The organism is Burkholderia sp. PR2, from assembly GCF_052372875.1.
Classification (GTDB): Bacteria; Pseudomonadota; Gammaproteobacteria; order Burkholderiales; family Burkholderiaceae; genus Burkholderia; species Burkholderia diffusa.
This window is the reverse complement of the sequence record NZ_JBQRWH010000004.1, coordinates 2,370,547-2,390,132: the sequence shown is the minus strand read 5'-3', so window position 1 is coordinate 2,390,132 and position 19,586 is coordinate 2,370,547. Positions and strand designations below refer to the sequence as shown.

15 protein-coding genes are annotated in these 19,586 nt (G+C 64.4%); 12 read left to right on the top strand and 3 right to left on the bottom strand.

Annotated features, from left to right (window positions below):
- Positions 1-221 precede the first annotated feature (221 nt).
- From ACT2FV_RS28240 to ACT2FV_RS28210, 7 genes are all read left to right on the top strand, one after another.
- Complete coding sequence (locus ACT2FV_RS28240; RefSeq protein ID WP_124626865.1) at positions 222-1,985, top strand: acetolactate synthase 3 catalytic subunit; 1,764 nt, start codon at positions 222-224, stop codon at positions 1,983-1,985.
- A 111-nt stretch (positions 1,986-2,096) separates the two neighbouring features.
- A complete protein-coding gene (gene ilvN / locus ACT2FV_RS28235; RefSeq protein WP_034207977.1) occupies positions 2,097-2,588 on the top strand; it encodes an acetolactate synthase small subunit in 492 nt (163 codons plus the stop codon).
- A gap of 95 nt (positions 2,589-2,683) precedes the next feature.
- Complete coding sequence (gene ilvC / locus ACT2FV_RS28230) at positions 2,684-3,700, top strand: ketol-acid reductoisomerase (RefSeq protein WP_059533228.1); 1,017 nt, start codon at positions 2,684-2,686, stop codon at positions 3,698-3,700.
- 1,136 nt (positions 3,701-4,836) lie between these two features.
- A complete protein-coding gene (ltrA, locus tag ACT2FV_RS28225) occupies positions 4,837-6,549 on the top strand; it encodes a group II intron reverse transcriptase/maturase (RefSeq protein WP_444505203.1) in 1,713 nt (570 codons plus the stop codon).
- 116 nt (positions 6,550-6,665) lie between these two features.
- A complete protein-coding gene (locus ACT2FV_RS28220) occupies positions 6,666-7,310 on the top strand; it encodes a phosphatidylserine decarboxylase (protein ID WP_059468119.1) in 645 nt (214 codons plus the stop codon).
- A 15-nt stretch (positions 7,311-7,325) separates the two neighbouring features.
- Entirely contained in the window at positions 7,326-8,198 is an 873-nt protein-coding gene (pssA, locus tag ACT2FV_RS28215) for a CDP-diacylglycerol--serine O-phosphatidyltransferase (RefSeq protein WP_059600421.1), read from the top strand.
- 313 nt (positions 8,199-8,511) lie between these two features.
- Positions 8,512-10,056, top strand: a complete 1,545-nt coding sequence (locus tag ACT2FV_RS28210) for a 2-isopropylmalate synthase (protein ID WP_059600422.1) — start codon at positions 8,512-8,514, stop codon at positions 10,054-10,056.
- 80 nt (positions 10,057-10,136) lie between these two features.
- Here the strand turns inward: ACT2FV_RS28210 and ACT2FV_RS28205 are convergent, their stop codons facing one another.
- The 3 genes from ACT2FV_RS28205 to ACT2FV_RS28195 all read right to left on the bottom strand — a co-directional run bounded on the left by ACT2FV_RS28205 (position 10,137) and on the right by ACT2FV_RS28195 (position 13,263).
- Positions 10,137-11,687: a SulP family inorganic anion transporter gene (locus ACT2FV_RS28205; protein WP_444505202.1), complete on the bottom strand. Its 1,551-nt coding sequence runs from the start codon at positions 11,685-11,687 to the stop codon at positions 10,137-10,139.
- Positions 11,688-11,726: 39 nt separating this feature from the next.
- Complete coding sequence (locus ACT2FV_RS28200) at positions 11,727-12,368, bottom strand: carbonic anhydrase (RefSeq protein ID WP_059600424.1); 642 nt, start codon at positions 12,366-12,368, stop codon at positions 11,727-11,729.
- A gap of 382 nt (positions 12,369-12,750) precedes the next feature.
- A complete protein-coding gene (locus tag ACT2FV_RS28195) occupies positions 12,751-13,263 on the bottom strand; it encodes a hypothetical protein (RefSeq protein ID WP_124626871.1) in 513 nt (170 codons plus the stop codon).
- A gap of 168 nt (positions 13,264-13,431) precedes the next feature.
- Between ACT2FV_RS28195 and ACT2FV_RS28190 the strand changes: the two genes are divergently transcribed.
- The 5 genes from ACT2FV_RS28190 to tpiA all read left to right on the top strand — a co-directional run bounded on the left by ACT2FV_RS28190 (position 13,432) and on the right by tpiA (position 19,563).
- Entirely contained in the window at positions 13,432-14,691 is a 1,260-nt protein-coding gene (locus tag ACT2FV_RS28190; RefSeq protein ID WP_444505201.1) for a branched-chain amino acid ABC transporter substrate-binding protein, read from the top strand.
- A 107-nt stretch (positions 14,692-14,798) separates the two neighbouring features.
- The gene (gene rpsO / locus ACT2FV_RS28185) at positions 14,799-15,068 is read left to right on the top strand and encodes a 30S ribosomal protein S15 (protein WP_006398792.1); all 270 of its coding nucleotides are present in this window, start codon (positions 14,799-14,801) and stop codon (positions 15,066-15,068) included.
- 290 nt (positions 15,069-15,358) lie between these two features.
- The gene (gene pnp, locus ACT2FV_RS28180; RefSeq protein ID WP_059600427.1) at positions 15,359-17,506 is read left to right on the top strand and encodes a polyribonucleotide nucleotidyltransferase; all 2,148 of its coding nucleotides are present in this window, start codon (positions 15,359-15,361) and stop codon (positions 17,504-17,506) included.
- A 140-nt stretch (positions 17,507-17,646) separates the two neighbouring features.
- Entirely contained in the window at positions 17,647-18,666 is a 1,020-nt protein-coding gene (locus ACT2FV_RS28175; RefSeq protein WP_059600428.1) for an NAD(P)H-quinone oxidoreductase, read from the top strand.
- 141 nt (positions 18,667-18,807) lie between these two features.
- Positions 18,808-19,563 carry a triose-phosphate isomerase gene (tpiA, locus tag ACT2FV_RS28170; protein ID WP_059600429.1) on the top strand — a complete coding sequence of 252 codons (756 nt, stop codon included), beginning with the start codon at positions 18,808-18,810 and terminating at the stop codon, positions 19,561-19,563.
- Positions 19,564-19,586: the final 23 nt, after the last annotated feature.

Genomic DNA, 19,586 nt, shown 5'->3' with positions numbered 1-19,586 from the left:
CGCGGGCCGCCGGGCGGGGCGCATGATGCGATGCGGGATATTTTGCTTGACGACCCAATCATGACCCGCTATCGTCAACGATTCGCAACATGAAGTGATGGTCTCATTTGAGGCTGGCCCAAGAAGCCCGCCCTTCAAACTGGACGCGCCGCTTGAACCCGAGCCACAAGCCCGGCAGAGAGCACCCGATCAATTTTTTGCCGAAAATTCGAAAGGTCAAAATGAACATGCCCAGCGCGGAATTCTCCACGTCGGAACCCCTTTCCCCTCCCGATAGCGACTCCATCGGCGCCACCGTGCTCATGAAAGCACTGGCCGACGAGAACGTCGAATTCATCTGGGGCTATCCCGGCGGCTCGGTACTCTACATCTACGACGAGCTTTACAAGCAGGACAAGATTCAGCACGTGCTGGTGCGCCACGAACAGGCGGCCGTGCACGCAGCCGATGCGTATGCGCGTTCCACCGGCAACGTCGGCGTCTGTCTCGTGACGTCCGGCCCCGGTGTCACCAATGCGGTGACCGGCATTGCAACGGCCTACATGGATTCGATCCCGATGGTCGTGATCAGCGGCCAGGTGCCGACTGCCGCGATCGGCCAGGACGCGTTCCAGGAATGCGATACGGTCGGTATCACGCGTCCGTGCGTGAAGCACAACTTCCTCGTGAAGGACGTGCGCGACCTCGCGGAAACCGTCAAGAAGGCGTTCTACATCGCCCGAACCGGCCGTCCGGGCCCGGTGCTGATCGACATCCCGAAGGACATCTCGAAGACGCCGTGCCAGTACGAGCCGGTCAAGAGCGTGTCGCTGCGCTCGTACAACCCCGTCACGAAGGGCCATTCGGGCCAGATCCGCAAGGCCGTGTCGCTGCTGCTGTCGGCGAAGCGTCCCTATATCTACACGGGCGGCGGCATCATCCTCGCCGACGCGGCGCGCGAACTGAACCAGTTCGCCGACCTGCTCGGCTACCCGGTCACGAACACGCTGATGGGCCTCGGCGGCTATCGCGCATCGGACAAGAAATTCCTCGGCATGCTCGGCATGCACGGCACGTACGAAGCGAACATGGCGATGCAGCACTGCGACGTGCTGATCGCGATCGGCGCCCGCTTCGACGACCGCGTGATCGGCGACCCGGCGCACTTCGCGTCGCGTCCGCGCAAGATCATCCACATCGACATCGACCCGTCGTCGATCTCGAAGCGTGTGAAGGTCGACATCCCGATCGTCGGCGACGTGAAGGAAGTGCTGAAGGAGCTGATCGAGCAACTGCAGACGGCCGAGCATGGCCCCGACACCGAGGCGCTCGCGCAATGGTGGAAGGACATCGAGGACTGGCGCTCGAAGGACTGCCTGAAGTTCGACCGCGAAAGCGAGATCATCAAGCCGCAGTACGTGGTGGAGAAGGCGTGGGAGCTGACGGACGGCAACGCGTTCGTGTGCTCGGACGTCGGCCAGCACCAGATGTGGGCGGCGCAGTTCTACCGTTTCAACAAGCCGCGTCGCTGGATCAACTCCGGTGGCCTCGGCACGATGGGCTTCGGCCTGCCGGCAGCGATGGGCGTCAAGATGGCGCACCCGGACGACGACGTGCTGTGCATCACGGGCGAAGGCTCGATCCAGATGTGCATCCAGGAACTGTCGACCTGCCTGCAGTACGACACGCCCGTGAAGATCATTTCGCTGAACAACCGCTATCTCGGCATGGTCCGCCAGTGGCAGCAGATCGAATACAGCAAGCGCTATTCGCATTCGTACATGGATGCGCTGCCCGATTTCGTGAAGCTCGCCGAAGCGTACGGCCATGTCGGCATGCGGATCGAAAAGACCTCGGATGTGGAGCCGGCGCTGAAGGAAGCGCTTCGCCTGAAGGACCGCACCGTGTTTCTCGACTTCCAGACCGATCCGACCGAAAACGTCTGGCCGATGGTACAGGCCGGCAAGGGCATCACCGAGATGCTGCTCGGATCGGAAGATCTGTAACGGCGCGACGCGCGCCAGGGCCGAGGCGGCCGCCTTCACGAAGGGCGGTGCGGCACCGGGCGGCGCGCGGCGCGAGTGAATCGACACGGACACATTCTGGAAGAAGCGAACATGAGACACATCATTTCCGTCCTGCTGGAAAACGAACCGGGCGCGCTGTCGCGCGTGGTCGGTCTGTTTTCCGCACGCGGCTACAACATCGAAACCTTGACGGTGGCGCCGACCGAAGACCAATCGCTGTCGCGGCTGACCATCGTTTCCATTGGCTCTGACGACGTGATCGAACAGATCACGAAGCATCTGAACCGCCTGATCGAGGTGGTGAAAGTGGTGGACCTGACCGACGGTGCACACATCGAACGTGAGCTGATGCTGATCAAGGTACGAGCAGTGGGCAAGGAGCGCGAAGAAATGAAGCGGATGTCGGATATTTTCCGCGGCCGCATCATCGACGTGACCGAAAAGACCTACACGATCGAATTGACGGGCGCGAGCGACAAGCTCGACGCATTCATCCAGGGGCTGGACGCGACCGCGATCCTAGAGACCGTGCGCACCGGCAGCTCCGGCATCGGACGCGGCGAGCGCATCCTGAAGGTGTGATGCCAGACAGGCACGCCGGGTGCGCCGTCATGTCCCGGCCCGCAGTACTCCATCTGAACGAATTGTTGAATTTTTGAATTGGCGAAGGAACCATCATGAACGTTTTCTACGATAAAGACGCTGACCTCTCCCTCATCAAGGGCAAGCAAGTCACGATCATCGGCTACGGCTCGCAAGGCCATGCACACGCACTGAACCTGAAGGACAGCGGCGTGAACGTGACGGTCGGCCTTCGCAAGGGCGGCGCGTCGTGGAGCAAGGCCGAAAACGCAGGCCTGTCGGTCAAGGAAGTCGCGGAAGCGGTGAAGGGCGCGGACGTCGTCATGATGCTGCTGCCGGACGAGCAGATCGCCGACGTGTACGCGAAGGAAGTGCACGCAAACATCAAGCAGGGTGCCGCACTGGCATTCGCACACGGCTTCAACGTCCACTACGGCCAGGTGATCCCGCGCGCCGACCTCGACGTGATCATGATCGCGCCGAAGGCACCGGGCCACACCGTGCGCGGCACGTACTCGCAGGGCGGCGGCGTGCCGCACCTGATCGCGGTTGCGCAGAACAAGTCGGGCGCGGCACGCGACATCGCGCTGTCGTATGCGGCAGCGAACGGTGGCGGCCGTGCCGGCATCATCGAGACGAACTTCCGTGAAGAGACCGAAACCGACTTGTTCGGCGAGCAGGCCGTGCTGTGCGGCGGTACCGTCGAGCTGATCAAGGCAGGTTTCGAGACGCTGGTCGAAGCGGGCTACGCGCCGGAAATGGCGTACTTCGAGTGCCTGCACGAACTGAAGCTGATCGTCGACCTGATCTACGAAGGCGGCATCGCGAACATGAACTACTCGATCTCGAACAACGCCGAGTACGGCGAGTACGTGACGGGCCCGCGCGTCGTCACGGAAGAGACGAAGAAGGCGATGAAGCAGTGCCTGACCGACATCCAGACGGGCGAATACGCGAAGAGCTTCATTCTCGAGAACAAGGCAGGTGCGCCGACGCTGCAGTCGCGCCGCCGCCTGACGGCCGAGCACCAGATCGAGCAGGTCGGCTCGAAGCTGCGCGCGATGATGCCGTGGATCGCGAAGAACAAGCTCGTCGACCAGACGAAGAACTAAGCACCACGTGCTGTTCCGGCCCTTCGAGTGGAGGGTCGGTATCAAAAAGCCGTCCGAAGGCAGCAGTGCCCCGGGCGGCTTTTGCTATCCTACGGGCTTTGGTGCGACGCGAGTCGCAACGACTGTCGGCGATGAGCCGACCTATTGGTGACTTTTGGTCACCCCTGTGAGAGGTGGGAACCGGCAGCAGTAAGCTGGAACCTACCAGTTGGCGAGGGGCGGTTGAAGTTGACCGTCTATCGCATTGCATTGACCTGATTACCGTCAGGTCCCGCCTAGTTAGCGGCTTCAACTCCGCTAACAAAGCGGGTTGGTGTTTGCAATTTCCCCGTAGCTTCCGGATGCGGGGACACGATCTTGGTCGAGCGAATGCTCGGTGTGTCATTGTTTCATTTCACCGGAACACTGGTGAGGGAGGAAACCCGTTGTGCGACCAACGGTAGCCTAGGAAGACATGCGTCACTGGTAACGGTGGGGTGTGAAGCTCTTCCAACAACGTAGCCCCCGGAATTTTCGGGCATGCACGGGCCGTGAGGTACGTGTGTGGAGACTCCTAGCAGCGATGGGGTCGAGGAGCAAGGCTGGCCGACATGGTTAACGTAAGTGAACTGCTGATAAACCTCGTAAGTAGGCGAAGTGCCTAAGCTGCTGTCAGGCATGAACCAAAAGGTGTGCGGTCGGATAACCCGCTCAAAGCTCGGGTTACGTCGTCGTTAGACCGTCGGGGGAGAGGCAGAACCTAAATCGGTTGTGTGACATGCCGGGAACGCGGTAAGCCCGTATCGTTGCCAACGCTGTAGGGTTGGCAGGCGAACCGTGAGGGACGCTGTTAGCGGTGCGGGTATGGGAGGGCGGAAAAAGCGAATGTCGGGTTGTAATGGCTCGAATAGGGATTGAAACATCATCCCACGCGAAAGCGGGCAGACTTCCGTCTGGTCTACCGTCGCAAGACGGCTGACTGACCTTTTGACTTGGAGCAACGCGGGCACATGTGCCCGCTTGCAAGTACCAGTTCGAAGTATGGACGCACGTGCCCATACCCAGAACGAGAGTGGTTCCCCAGTGGGGCATATCTGCCCCACTGGGGCAGCTGTGTCCCTACTGGAGGGCTGATCACCCCAAGGTAGGAGAGCAGCATGAGAGTATCCGTTCGAAAGAACGGGTCTGCGCTTTCCCATGCGCTGGACCACTGGCATGACGTCGATTGGCGTCGCGTGGAACGGAACGTGAGAGGGATGCAGATTCGAATTGCGAAGGCGACGCGGGAAGGTGACTGGCGCAGGGTGAAGGCCCTGCAGAGGATGCTGACCCGCACGTTGTCCGCAAAGTTGCACGCGGTGCGACGTGTTACGCAAAACCAAGGTGCGCGAACGGCTGGAGTCGATCGCGAACTATGGGACACGCCTGAGAGCCGATGGGAAGCTGTCGGCAAGTTGAAGCGGCGCGGATACAAGCCTCTGCCATTACGGAGAGTCTTTATCCCTAAAGCCAATGGGAAGTTACGCCCTCTGGGCATACCGACCATGCGGGACAGAGCGATGCAAGCTCTGTATCTGTTGGCTTTGGAGCCAGTGTCGGAATCGACGAGCGACCCGAACTCATACGGGTTTCGGATTAATCGTTCGACGGCCGACGCCATGTCGCAGTTGTTTGTTTCCTTGTCTCAGAAGGCTTCGGCCCAATGGGTCTTGGAGGCAGACATCAAAGGCTGCTTCGACTACATCAACCATGATTGGCTGGTGAACCATGTCCCGATGGACAAGGAGATCCTCCGGAAGTGGTTGAAGGCTGGCCTGATTTACAAGGGGCAGCTACAGGCAACCGAGGCCGGTACGCCGCAGGGAGGCATCATTTCCCCAACGCTGGCCAACGTGACGCTGAACGGGTTGGAGCGTGAACTTATCGAGCATTTGCGTGCGAGATTCGGGATCGCGAAGGCAAAGAAGTTGAAAGTAAATGCGGTGCGGTACGCGGACGACTTCGTAATCACCGGCGACTCGCAAGAGATGCTGGCCAGCGAAGTGAAGCCTTGGGTGGAAGCATTCCTTGCGCCGCGAGGACTGCAACTTTCCGAGGAGAAGACGCGCATCGTGCACATTGACGAAGGCTTCGATTTCCTTGGGTGGAATTTCCGGAAGTACTCGGGAACGCTACTCATCAAACCGAGCAAGAAGAACGTGCAAACGTTCTATCGCAAGGTTGCGGAGACGATCAGCGGCAACAAGGCGGCAAAGCAGTCGGACTTGATTCGACTGCTGAGCCCGATGCTACGAGGGTGGGCGCAGTATCACCGCCCCGTGGTGGCGAAGCAGGCGTACAGCCGCATGGAGTCTTTGGTCTTTCAGAGGCTCTGGCGGTGGGCGAGGAGGCGGCACCCGAAGAAGAGGGCCGATTGGGTGAGGAAGAAATATTTCCACACGGTCGGAACTCGACACTGGGTATTTGCTGTCCGAGCGGTTCGCGAAGACGGCAGTCAGGGGCTGAATGAGCTGTACCACCTCAGTGGTACGGAGATCAAACGGCACAAGAAGATCAAGGGCGGCTACAACCCCTTTGATCCGGAGTGGGAGCAGTACGGCGAGCTATTGCGGCAGGAGCGGATGGGAGACACCATGCGCTACCGAAAACAATGGGCAAGCCTGTACATGTCGCAGGGCGGGTTGTGTGCGCACTGCGGCTGTGCCCTGTCGGACGAGACGGGTTGGCATGACCATCATCTGGAATACCGGATGCATGGCGGCACCGATGCTCTGTCCAACCGGGTTCTGCTTCACCCCGACTGCCACCGGCAGGTGCACGCCGGTAAAATTGCGGTAACTAAGCCGGTCCGACCCCAGGTCGGACTTTGATTTACATGTAGGCTCGAGCCGTATGCGGGGAAACTCGCACGTACGGTTCCTAGGGGGCCCCTTCTCCGCAAGGAGAGGGGGCTACCCTACCAATTCACCGAACACCGAACGAACCCATGAACTATCCTCATCCGATCATCGCGCGCGAAGGCTGGCCGTTCATCGCGATTGCAGCCGTCATCGCGTTGTTGATCCACGCCGTCGGGGGCTTCGGCTTCGCGTGGCCGTTCTGGCTGCTGCTCGTCTTCGTCGTCCAGTTCTTCCGCGATCCGCAGCGCCCGATCCCGGCGCAGCCGAATGCGGTGCTGTGCCCGGCGGACGGCCGCATCGTCGCGGTCGAGACCACCCAGGATCCGTACGCGAATCGCGAAGCGCTGAAGATCAGCGTGTTCATGAATGTCTTCAACGTCCATTCGCAGCGTTCGCCGGTCGACGGCGCGGTCACCAAGGTCGAATACTTCCCGGGCGCGTTCCTGAACGCGGCGATCGACAAGGCGTCGACCGAGAACGAGCGCAATGCGGTCGTGATCCAGACGGCGAGCGGCAAGACCGTCACCGCCGTGCAGATCGCAGGCCTCGTCGCCCGCCGGATCCTGTGCTACGTGCGTGCCGGCGAGCCGCTGTCGCGCGGTCAGCGCTACGGTTTCATCCGCTTCGGTTCGCGCGTCGACGTGTACCTGCCGCTCGGCAGCCGCGCGAAGGTGTCGATCGGCGAGAAGGTCTACGCGTCGTCGACGATCCTCGCCGAGCTCGAACAGTAAGCGGCGGGACGCACGATGGCCGCATTCAAACCGCGTCGTCCGCGCAACGGCTCCGGCCAGACGCCACGCCCGTTCCGCCGCAACAAGGTGATGGCGCCGGATCAGGCGCCCATTGAGAGCCGCCGCGCCGCGCGCCAGCGGTTCCTGAAGACGCGCGGCATCTACCTGCTGCCGAACGCGTTCACGACCGCCGCGCTGTTCTGCGGCTTCTTCGCGGTCGTGCAGGCGATGAACGTGCGCTTCGAGATCGCCGCGATCGCGATCTTCGTCGCGATGGTGCTCGACGGGATGGACGGGCGAGTCGCGCGGATGACGCATACCCAAAGCGCGTTCGGCGAACAGTTCGACAGCCTGTCGGACATGGTGTCGTTCGGCGTCGCGCCGGCGCTCGTGATGTACGAGTGGGTGCTGAAGGATCTTGGCCGCTGGGGCTGGCTCGCTGCATTCGTCTACTGTTCGGGCGCCGCGCTGCGTCTCGCGCGCTTCAACACGAACATCGGCGTCGTCGACAAGCGCTTCTTCCAGGGGCTGCCGAGCCCGGCCGCCGCCGCGCTGATCGCCGGCTTCGTCTGGCTCGCGACCGACAACCGCGTGCCGATGAAGCTCGGCTGGCTGCCCTGGGTCGCGTTCGCACTGACGATCTATGCAGGCGTGACGATGGTGTCGAACGCGCCGTTCTACAGCGGCAAGGCGCTCGACGTACGGCACCGCGTGCCGTTCGCGGCGATCCTGCTGGTCGTCGTCGCGTTCGTGCTCGTGTCGTCCGATCCGCCGTTGATGCTGTTCTGCCTGTTCGTGCTGTACGGGCTGTCCGGCTACGTGTTTTGGGCCTACATGGCCGTGCGCGGACGGGCGAACCCCGCGCGCTCGTCGCAGCGCGATCACTGACGCGCAACCTGCCCGGCAACGGCGGCCACGAGGCCGCCGTTTTCATTTGCCCCTTTTTCGCGTGGCGCGGTCTGGCATCCCGGGTGCCGTCCGATTGCGCACCCAGCGGAATGCCGCTATAGTCTTCGGCATGACTGCATTTTCCCGCCTCTCCCTCCTTCTAGCCGGTGCGCCGCTACGCGCGCTAGCTTTGGCGCGCCTGCCGCGCTGACCGTTCTCGCCCTCCGTCAAGCCTCGTCTGTTGTTGAGCGTCGCCAGCGGTGGCGCGATCTCATTACGTTTGATTCCCGTATAAAGAGCCCTGGAGCCCCCCATGACAGACAAGCTGATCATTTTCGATACGACGTTGCGTGACGGCGAACAATCGCCCGGTGCGTCGATGACGAAGGAAGAGAAAGTCCGCATCGCGAAGCATCTCGAGCGGATGAAGGTCGACGTGATCGAGGCCGGCTTCGCGGCCAGCTCGAACGGCGACTTCGACGCGATCCACACGATCGCCGGCCTGGTGAAGGAGAGCACGATCTGCTCGCTGGCGCGCGCCAACGACAAGGACATCCAGCGTGCGGCCGACGCCCTGAAGCCGGCCAATAGCTCGCGGATCCACACGTTCATCGCGACGTCGCCGCTGCACATGGAGAAGAAGCTGCGGATGACGCCGGACCAGGTGTTCGAGCAGGCTCGCCTCGCGGTGCGCTTCGCGCGCAAGTTCACCGACAACGTCGAATTTTCGCCTGAAGACGGCAGCCGTTCGGACCTCGACTTCCTGTGCCGCGTGCTGGAAGCCGTGATCGCCGAAGGGGCGACGACGATCAACATCGCCGACACGGTCGGCTACGGCGTGCCGGAACTGTACGGCAACCTCGTGAAGACGCTGCGCGAACGCATTCCGAACTCGGACAAGGCGATCTTCTCCGTGCACTGCCACAACGACCTCGGGATGGCGGTGGCGAACTCGCTCGCCGGCGTGAAGATCGGCGGTGCCCGGCAGGTCGAGTGCACGATCAACGGTCTCGGCGAGCGCGCGGGCAATACGTCGCTCGAGGAAATCGTGATGGCCGTGAAGACCCGCAAGGACTACTTCGGCCTCGACGTCGGCATCGACACCACGCAGATCGTGCCGACGTCGAAGCTCGTGTCGCAGATCACCGGTTTCGTCGTGCAGCCGAACAAGGCCGTGGTCGGCGCGAACGCGTTCGCGCACGCGTCGGGCATCCACCAGGACGGCGTGCTGAAGGCGCGCGACACCTACGAGATCATGCGCGCGGAAGACGTGGGCTGGACCGCGAACAAGATCGTGCTCGGCAAGCTGTCGGGCCGCAACGCGTTCAAGCAGCGCCTGCAGGAGCTCGGCGTGTCGCTCGACAGCGAAGCCGAGCTGAACGCTGCGTTCATGCGCTTCAAGGACCTCGCCGATCGCAAGGCCGAGATCTTCGACGAAGACATCATCGCGATCGTCTCCGAAGAATCGGCGCTCGCGCAGGAGCAGGAGCACTTCAAGTTCGTGTCGCTGTCACAGCATTCTGAGACGGGCGAGCAGCCGCAGGCGAAGATCGTGTTCGCGGTCGAGGGCAAGGAAGTGACCGGCGAGGCGCGCGGCAACGGGCCGGTCGATGCGACGTTCAACGCGATCGAGGGCGAAGTCGGCAGCGGTTCCGAACTGCTCCTGTATTCGGTGAACGCGATCACGACCGGCACGCAGGCGCAGGGCGAAGTGACCGTCCGGCTGTCGAAGAGCGGGCGGATCGTCAACGGCGTTGGCACCGATCCGGACATCGTCGCGGCGTCCGCGAAGGCGTACATTTCGGCGCTGAACAAACTGCATTCGAAGGACGACAAGGTCAACCCGCAGCGCTCGTAAGCGCTGCGCGTCGAGCGCTCGAAGCACACGAAACGCCCCGTGCGGCCTTGCGCCGCCCGGGGCGTTTTTTCATGCGCCATTCATTCGGCCGCCGGCGCGCGGAACAGCCAGCGGCGCGCGGCAGGGCGAGGCGCCGGGCTGCGGCGGCGGAATTCCACCGCGATCCCGCGCCGCGGCGCATCGGCGACGAACGCGTCGAGCAGTTCGAGCACGTCGTGATCGATGTAGTCGGCGCGCGTTGCGTCGATGATCACGGCCGCGCGGTCGGGAATGTGCCGCAGGTGATGCTTGACCTGCACCTTGCCGAGGAACGAGACGTCCTTGCGGAACGACAGCAGGAAGTGGTCGTCGTGCTGCGCGAGCGTGACGGGGCTCTTCAGGTTCGCGACGGCGACCGCCAGCACGCTGCACGCGAGGCCGACGGCAATGCCGAACAGCAGGTCGACCGCGAGCACGCCCGCGATCGTCGCGGCGAACGGCACGAACGCGGCCGGGCCCTGCTTCAGCACCGAGCGGAACAGCGCCGGTTTCGCGAGCTTGAAGCCCGTATGGATCAGGATCGCGGCCAGGCTTGCGAGCGGGATCAGGTTGATGAGCCCGGTGAGCGCGAACACGCTGGCAAGCAGCAGGATCCCGTGCACGATCGCCGACATCCGGCTTTGCGCACCCGCGTTCACGTTCACCGAGCTGCGCACGATCACGGACGTGATCGGCAGCCCGCCGAACGCACCCGCGACGAGATTGCCGACGCCCTGGGCCTTCAGTTCGCGATCGGGCTGCGTCGGCCGGCGCTTCGGGTCGATCTGCTCGACCGCCTCCAGGCTCAGCAGCGTCTCGAGGCTCGCGACGACCGCGAGCGTGATCGCGACGCGCCACACGTCCGGATTGACGAGCTGCGCGAAGTTCGGGCCGAGCTCCGCATGCTTGAGCGAGGCCGCGAACGCCGCGAACGATCCGAGCTCGGGCAGCGTCACGCGATGGGCCGCGCCCGGCGCAACGGCCGGCGCGACGAAGCCCAGCACGAGCGTCGCGCCGATGCCGAGCACGACGATCGCGAGCGGCGCGGGCACCGAGCGCACCAGCGCGAAGCGGCGCAGCGCGGGCGTGTCCCATGCGATCAGCAGCGCGAGCGACGCGAGCGCGATGGCCGTGGCAGCCCATGCGACCGGCAGGCCCGGCCAGTTCGCAAACGATTGCGCAGCCGAGCCGCCGATGCCGAACGCGAACGGAATCTGCTTCACGATCAGCAGCAGGCCGATCGCGGCGAGCATGCCCTTGATGACGGGCGACGGCACGTAGGCGGCGAAGCGGCCGGCGCGCAGCATGCCGAACCCGAACTGCAGCACGCCGGACAGCAGCACCGCGAGCAGGAACGCGGAGAAGCTGCCGAGTTGCGCAATTCCCTCGACGACGATCACGACGAGGCCGGCGGCCGGCCCGCTGACGGACAGCGACGAGCCGCTCAGCAGCGCGACGACGATGCCGCCGACGATGCCGGACACGAGCCCGGCGAACGGTTCGACGCCGGAGGCGTTGGCGATGCCGAGACAGAGCGGCAGCGCGACGAGGAAAACGACGATGCCGGCGACGATGTCGCGCGGCAGGGTGGACAGGCGCTCGTTCAGTTTCATGGTTGGGGCGGTTTCGTGGGCGTTGGGGCGGGGGGGGAATCAGCCGAGCGCGGCGGCGGTCGTGGCCAGCGCGGGTTCGACGTCGACGGGCGGTGCCGCGTAGCCGGAATCGAGCTCCAGCAGGCGACCGTCGGCGAGCGAGAAGATCCAGCCGTGCACGAGCGGCGGCCGTTCGCGGTCGCGCACGATCGGCGATGCGCGCAGCAGTCGCACCTGCTCGAGCACGTTCAGCTCGGCGAGGCGGTCGGCGGCGGCCGTGTCGTCGAGCCCGTCGAGCGTGTCGCGATGGCGCCGCGCGAGCGCGCAGAGCGGCGCGATGCGGCGCGCGACGTGCGGCAGGTCGGCCGGCGGCGGCAGCAGCGACGCGCGCACGCCGCCGCAGCCGTAGTGGCCGCACACGATCACGTGGTCGACCTTCAGCACGCGCACCGCGTACTCGAGCACGCTGGCGGAATTGTCGTCGTCGGGATGGAACAGGTTCGCGATGTTGCGATGGACAAACAGTTCGCCGGGCGCGCAGTGCGTGATGGTTTCGGCCGGCACACGGCTGTCTGCGCAGCCGATCCACAGCACGCGCGGGTTCTGGCCACGCGCGAGCGCGTCGAAGAAACCGGGCGTGTGTTCACGCGTCTCGCGGGCCCAGGCAATGTTGGCAACCAGCATGCTCTTGGGGCGATTCATGAGGACTCCTTTCTGACAACGGCAAATAAATATCGACGAAATGACGCAACTCCATTCTTTCTAAATTGAAAGGTTGGATTTGGACTGATATTAGGGGTATGCCCTAGCGCTCCGGGGGCATTGAAACAAACTGTTTCAAATTGATTTGGCGCAGTGCATTGCGTGCACCAACCCGACGCATGACATGCATCGCGTATGCCGGTTTCTGCGCAGAGGGCCGCATGACGGGGCGTTCAGCGGATTGCCATCGGGATGTCATTGACCGGAAAAGTTTTCCGCCATATTCCGTGCATTGAATAATGTGGCGGAAAAAACGAAATGGCCATTCACGCAATAATTCGTGAATGGCCATTGTGAAAATTGCGCGTAAATGCGCAATCGGTCAGAACAGATTACGGCGATCGGGATCGTGCAGCGGGTCCGGTGTTTTCTGCGTGGTGCGCAGGATGCCCTGCGGATCGAAATAGAAGCTGTACATCATGTACCAGACGTTGTCCTCGAGATACCGGTACGTCCACACCTCGCGCTTCATCAGCGGGAAGTAGGACGTCTCGACCGGGCGGCCGAAATTGACGAGCACGTCGGTCTTCGTCCACTTGCCGATCTCCGCGCGATAGAACTCGCTCGGCTGCAGCACCTGGCGCACGTTGACGATCCTGTGGGCTGCGTCGACGTCGGCCGCGATCGTGATTTCGCCCATCGGCTGGGTCGGCCACATCAGCCGCTTGCCGCCGCCGGGCAGGTCGTAGATCTCGCGCGGCGGGCCCATGCGCGCGACGATCGCCGACTCGTCCTGGCCGGCCTGGTATTGCTGCCACGGTTGCGCGCAACCGGCCAGCAGTGCGGCGGCACCGGCGACCAGCACCGGCAGGCGCGCGGGAATACGAATGCGCATGGGATCCTCCAGAACACGGAAACAGGCCCCGTTGTATCACGGACGGCGCGCGCCGGTGCATCGCGCGGAAAAAATCGGTGCGGATCGGCGGCGTGGCGAGGCTTGCGGGCGGCGGGCGCGCCGGCCTATGATCCGCGCTTCTCGGGCAGATCGAAGGGCAGGTGGCCGATGCAGGGGTGGAAATGGTGCGCGCTCGCGTTGAGCGCAGGATGGATGCTGGTGTCGTCCGCGTTTGCCGGCGGCGAGCCGGTGCGGATCGCGCTGATCGAGGGGATGTCGGGCCCGTTCGCGAACGCGGGCGCGGCGGTCGAGCGCAACCTGCGCTTCGGCGTCGAGCAGGTCAACGCGGCGGGCGGCGTGAAGCTGCGCGACGGCGCGCACCCGCTCGAACTCGTCGTGCTCGACAGCAAGGGCAGCCCGGAGGAGGCGCTCGTGCAACTGCGCGCGGCCGCGGACCGCCATATCGGCTTCGTTGCGCAAGGCAACAGTTCGGCCGTCGCGGCCGCGCTCGTCGCGGCGCTCGACAAGCTGAACGCGCGCGACCCGGACAACCGGATGCTGTTGCTGAACTATTCGGCCGACGATCCCGCGCTCACCGGCGCGCGCTGCAGCTTCTGGCATTTCCGCTTCGATGCGCACGCGGGCATGCGGATGGCCGCGCTCGCGGACGTGATGGCGCGCGACCGCGCGCTGCGCAAGGTCTATCTGCTGAACCAGGACTATAGCTTCGGTCACGACGTCAGCACGCTCGCGCGGCAGGCGCTGGCCGCGCGGCGCCCGGACGTGACGATCGCCGGCGACGAATTCCACCCGATCGGCCGGATCAAGGATTTCTCGCCGTACATCGCGAAAATCCGCGCGAGCGGCGCGGATGCCGTCGTGACCGGCAACTGGGGCAACGACCTCACGCTGCTCGTGAAGGCGGCGCGCGAGCAGGGGCTGAACGCGAAGTTCTATACGTTCTACGGCAACAGTCTCGGCGCGCCGGCCGCCCTGGGCGATGCCGGGGTCGGGCGCGTCGTGGCCGTGGCCGACTGGCACCCGAACGCAGGCGGCGCGAAATCCGACGCGTTCTACCGCACGTTCCGGACCCGATTCCCGGCCGCGCACGACGACTATCCGGTGCGGCGGATGAGCCTGATGATCGAGATGCTGGCCGCGGCGATGAACCGGGCGGGGTCGGCCGACCCCGTGGCGGTCGCGCGGTCGCTCGAGGGCCTGTCGTTCGACGACGGCTTCCAGGCGTCGCGGATGCGCGCGCAGGATCACCAGCTGATCCAGCCCCTTTACGTAATGGAGATGGACAAGGCCGGCACGCCGGGCGTGCGCTTCGACAACGAGGGGTCGGGCTATGGCTTTCGGACGGTGCTGGCGGTGCCAGCGCAGCGCACGGAGATGCCGTCGGCGTGCTCGATGACGCGTCCGTGACAGGAGGCGGTAAGAACGGCGGAGAGTTGTGCTACAATCCCCGCCGGTTGTAAGTCACGGCACGGCCATTCTTCCGTGTCCGCCTGTTCAGTTAGAAAGGAAATCACATGTCTGTTGCAGATATCAAGAAGTCGGAAGTCGTTGCTCAGTTCGCCCGCGGTACCAACGACACGGGTTCGCCCGAAGTCCAGGTCGCACTGCTGACCGCACGTATCGTCGAACTGACGGGTCACTTCAAGACCCACGCGAAGGACCACCACAGCCGCCGCGGCCTGCTGCGCATGGTGAGCCGCCGCCGCAAGCTGCTCGACTACCTCAAGGGCAAGGATGCCGACCGTTACCGCGCGCTGATCGAGAAGCTGGGTCTGCGTAAGTAATCGAGGCGATTGCCGCCAGCAAGATGCCTGTGTCAGTCCGCTGATGCAGGCATTTTGTTTTTGCGCGGTGCGTAGCGTCACGCGCACCGCAGGTTGTCCGGCACGAGAGTGCCGGCTGCCGGAACGGCTGATACCGGGGTCGGGATTTGTGTCATTCCAGCGCGTCGCTCGACGAGCGCCGCGCTGGAATGGCATAAAAAACACACCTTGCTCCGGGTGATTCGGTCGGGACGCCGCCGCACGGGATGACCCGGGCGGCGAATGAAATGAATGAATTCAAAGGAGCAACCATGTCCATGTTCAACAAGGTCGTGAAGGAATTCCAGTGGGGCCAGCACAAGGTGCGCCTCGAAACCGGTGAAGTCGCTCGCCAGGCGAGCGGTGCCGTGATCGTCGACGTGGAAGACACCGTCGTGCTGGCAACCGTCGTCGGCGCGAAGTCGGCAAAGCCGGGCCAGGATTTCTTCCCGCTGACCGTCGACTACCTCGAAAAGACCTACTCGGCCGGCAAGATCCCGGGCGGCTTCTTCCGTCGCGAAGGCCGTCCGTCGGAACACGAGACGCTGACGTCGCGCCTGATCGACCGTCCGCTGCGCCCGCTGTTCCCGGAAGGCTTCTACAACGAAGTGCAGGTTGTGATCCACGTGCTGTCCGTGAACCCGGAAATCCCGGCGGACATCCCCGCGCTGATCGGTGCATCGGCTGCGCTCGCCGTGTCGGGCCTGCCGTTCAACGGCCCGGTCGGTGCCGCGCGCGTCGCGTACATCGACAACGCATACGTGCTGAACCCGACGCGTGACCAGATCAAGGCATCGAGCCTCGATCTCGTCGTCGCCGGCACGGAGCGCGCGGTGCTGATGGTCGAATCGGAAGCCGACCAGTTGCCGGAAGACGTGATGCTGGGCGCGGTCGTGTTCGGTCACGAGCAGATGCAGACGGCGATCGACGCGATCCACGAACTCGTGCGCGAAGGTGGCAAGCCCGAGTGGGACTGGCAGCCGGCACCGAAGAACGAGGCGCTGATCGCGCGCGTGACGGAACTGGCGCACGGCGACCTGCTCGCCGCTTACCAGCTGCGCGACAAGCAGGCGCGTTCGACGAAGCTGAAGGAAGTCTACGCGGCGACCTCGGCGAAGCTCGAGGAAGACGCGCTGGCGGCCGGCACGGTCGCGGCCGACAAGGCTACCGTCGGCAACATCCTGTTCGACATCGAAGCGAAGATCGTCCGTTCGCAGATCCTGAACGGCGAGCCGCGCATCGACGGTCGCGACACGCGCACCGTGCGTCCGATCGAGATCCGCACCGGCGTGCTGCCGCGCACCCACGGTTCGGCGTTGTTCACGCGTGGCGAAACGCAGGCGCTCGTCGTCGCGACGCTCGGCACGAAGGGTGACGAGCAGATCATCGACGCGCTCGAAGGCGAATACCGCGAGCGCTTCATGCTCCACTACAACATGCCTCCGTTCGCGACCGGCGAAACGGGGCGCGTCGGCTCGCCGAAGCGTCGTGAAATCGGCCACGGCCGTCTCGCGAAGCGCGCGCTGGTCAAGTGCCTGCCGAGCGCCGACGAATTCGGCTACTCGATCCGCGTCGTGTCGGAAATCACCGAATCGAACGGTTCGTCGTCGATGGCATCGGTGTGCGGCGGCTGCCTCGCGCTGATGGACGCCGGCGTGCCGATGAAGGCGCACGTCGCGGGTATCGCGATGGGCCTGATCCTCGAAGGCAACAAGTTCGCGGTGCTGACCGACATCCTCGGCGACGAGGATCACCTCGGCGACATGGACTTCAAGGTAGCCGGCACGGAGCAAGGCGTGACGGCGCTGCAGATGGACATCAAGATCCAGGGCATCACGAAGGAAATCATGCAGGTCGCGCTCGCGCAGGCGAAGGAAGGCCGCATGCACATCCTCGGCAAGATGACGTCGGCGGTCTCGGGTGCGAACACGCAACTGTCGGAATTCGCGCCGCGCATGATCACGATCAAGATCAACCCGGAAAAGATCCGCGACGTGATCGGCAAGGGTGGTTCGGTGATCCGCGCGCTGACGGAAGAAACGGGCACGACCATCGACATCTCGGATGACGGCGTCGTGACGATCGCGAGCACGAGCAGCGAAGGCATGGCCGAAGCGAAGAAGCGCATCGAGAACATCACGGCCGAGATCGAAGTCGGCCAGGTGTACGAAGGCACGGTGCTCAAGCTGCTCGATTTCGGCGCGATCGTGAACCTGCTGCCGGGCAAGGACGGCCTGCTGCACATCTCGGAAATCGTCAACGAGCGCGTGAAGGACATCAACGACTACCTGAAGGAAGGTCAGCAGGTGAAGGTCAAGGTGATCCAGACGGACGAGAAGGGTCGCGTGCGTCTGTCGGCGAAGGCGCTGCTGAACGAAGCAGCGGCAGCGTCGCAGTCGGATACGCCGCCGCAGCAGTAAGCGGACGGGCGTAAGAGCGGCCGGCAGTGCGAAAGCGTGCCGGCCGTTTTTTCTGTAGCATCGTTGTGCGGCGCAGCAGCGCCGGCGAGGCGCCCGTGCCGCGCACGGGTGCGCCCCCGACTGATCCTGGAGCGACCACCATGAAAGCCATCGAAATCACCGAATTCGGCGCCCCCGACGTGCTGAAGCTCGCGGAGCGTCCGCGCCCGGAACCGAAGCGCGGCGAAGTGCTGATCAAGGTGGCGGCTTCCGGCGTGAACCGGCCGGACGTATTCCAGCGCAAGGGCGCGTATGCGCCGCCGCCGGGTGCGTCGGATCTGCCGGGCCTCGAGGTCGCGGGCGAGATTGTCGGCGGTGACCTGTCGGATGCGGCGCTGAACCCGTTCGACCTGAAGGTGGGCGATCGCGTCTGCGCGCTGCTCGCGGGCGGCGGTTACGCCGAATATGCGGTCGCGCCGCTGCCGCAATGCCTGCCGGTGCCCGACGGGCTGACTGACATCGAGGCCGCATCGCTGCCCGAAACCTTCTTCACGGTGTGGAGCAACGTGTTCGACCGCGCGCTGCTCGGCGCGGGCGAGGGCGGCGAGCAGGAAACGCTGCTCGTGCAGGGCGGCTCGAGCGGGATCGGCGTGACGGCGATCCAGATCGCGCACGCGCTCGGCTTTCGTGTCTTCGCGACGGCGGGGAGTGCCGATAAATGCCGTGCCTGCGAGGCGCTCGGCGCCGAGCGTGCGATCAACTACAAGACCGAAGACTTCGTCGAGGTCGTCAAGTCGCTGACGCACGATCGCGGCGTCGACGTGATCCTCGACATGGTCGCGGGCTCGTACGTGCCGCGCGAACTGTCCGCGCTCGCGGATGGCGGCCGCCTCGTGCTGATCGCGCTGCTCGGCGGCGCGAAGGCCGAGGTCAACCTGAATGAAATCCTGCGCCGCCGGTTGACGGTGACGGGCTCGACGCTGCGTCCGCGGCCGGTCGAGTTCAAGGCGCGCATCGCCGCGCAGCTGAAGGCGCGTGTCTGGCCGCTGCTCGCGGACGGCCGCATCAAACCCGTCATCTACCGCGTGCTGCCGGCAGGGGAGGCCGCCCAGGCGCATGCGCTGATGGAAAGCGGCGAGCACATCGGCAAGATCGTGCTCGATTGGGGTGCGAACGCGTGACGGCCCGTGCGACGGGCTTGACATGTGTGGTTTGACCGGTTCAAGCCGCGCGCAGTAAAATCGCGGGTTTGCTTCGCCAGATCCAACCTGACGGGCCGGTTTCCGGTGCGTTAATGACAAGATAGTGACGAGACAGACACGATGTCGAAACAACGAACGAAGCGAGTGATCGGCAACTGGAAGATGCACGGCCGGCTGGCCGGCAACCAGGCATTGCTGAACGAAGTGATGCAGGGCGCGGGTGCGGTGCCGGCCGAAACGTCGGTCGGCGTGTGCGTGCCGTTCCCGTACCTCGCGCAGGTTCAGGCGCAGCTCGGCGGCGGCCGTGTCGCGTTCGGCGCGCAGGACGTGTCCGCGCACGAGCAGGGCGCGTTCACCGGTGAAGTGGCGGCCGCGATGGTGGCGGAGTTCGGCGCGCAGTATGCGATCGTCGGTCACTCGGAGCGTCGCGCGTATCACGGCGAGCGCAACGAAACCGTCGCCGCGAAGACGCAACGCGCGCTCGCGGCGGGCCTCACGCCCGTCGTGTGCGTCGGTGAAACGCTCGACGAGCGCGAAGCGGGCGCGACCGAGCAGGTAGTCGGTGCGCAGCTCGACGCCGTGCTGGCCGTGCTGACGGCTGACGAAGCCGCCCGCATCGTCGTCGCATACGAGCCGGTCTGGGCGATCGGCACGGGCAAGAGCGCGACGTCGGCGCAGGCGCAGGACGTGCACGCATTCCTGCGGGCGCGTCTCGCGGCGAAGGGGGCGGCGGACGTATCGGTGCTGTACGGCGGCAGCGTGAAGCCGGACAACGCGGAAGAGCTGTTCGCGCAGCCCGACATCGACGGCGGCCTGATCGGCGGCGCGTCGCTGAAGGCGGAAGATTTCCTGGCGATCTGCCGGGCCGCACGTTGAGCGGTCCGGGATCGAATTGAACC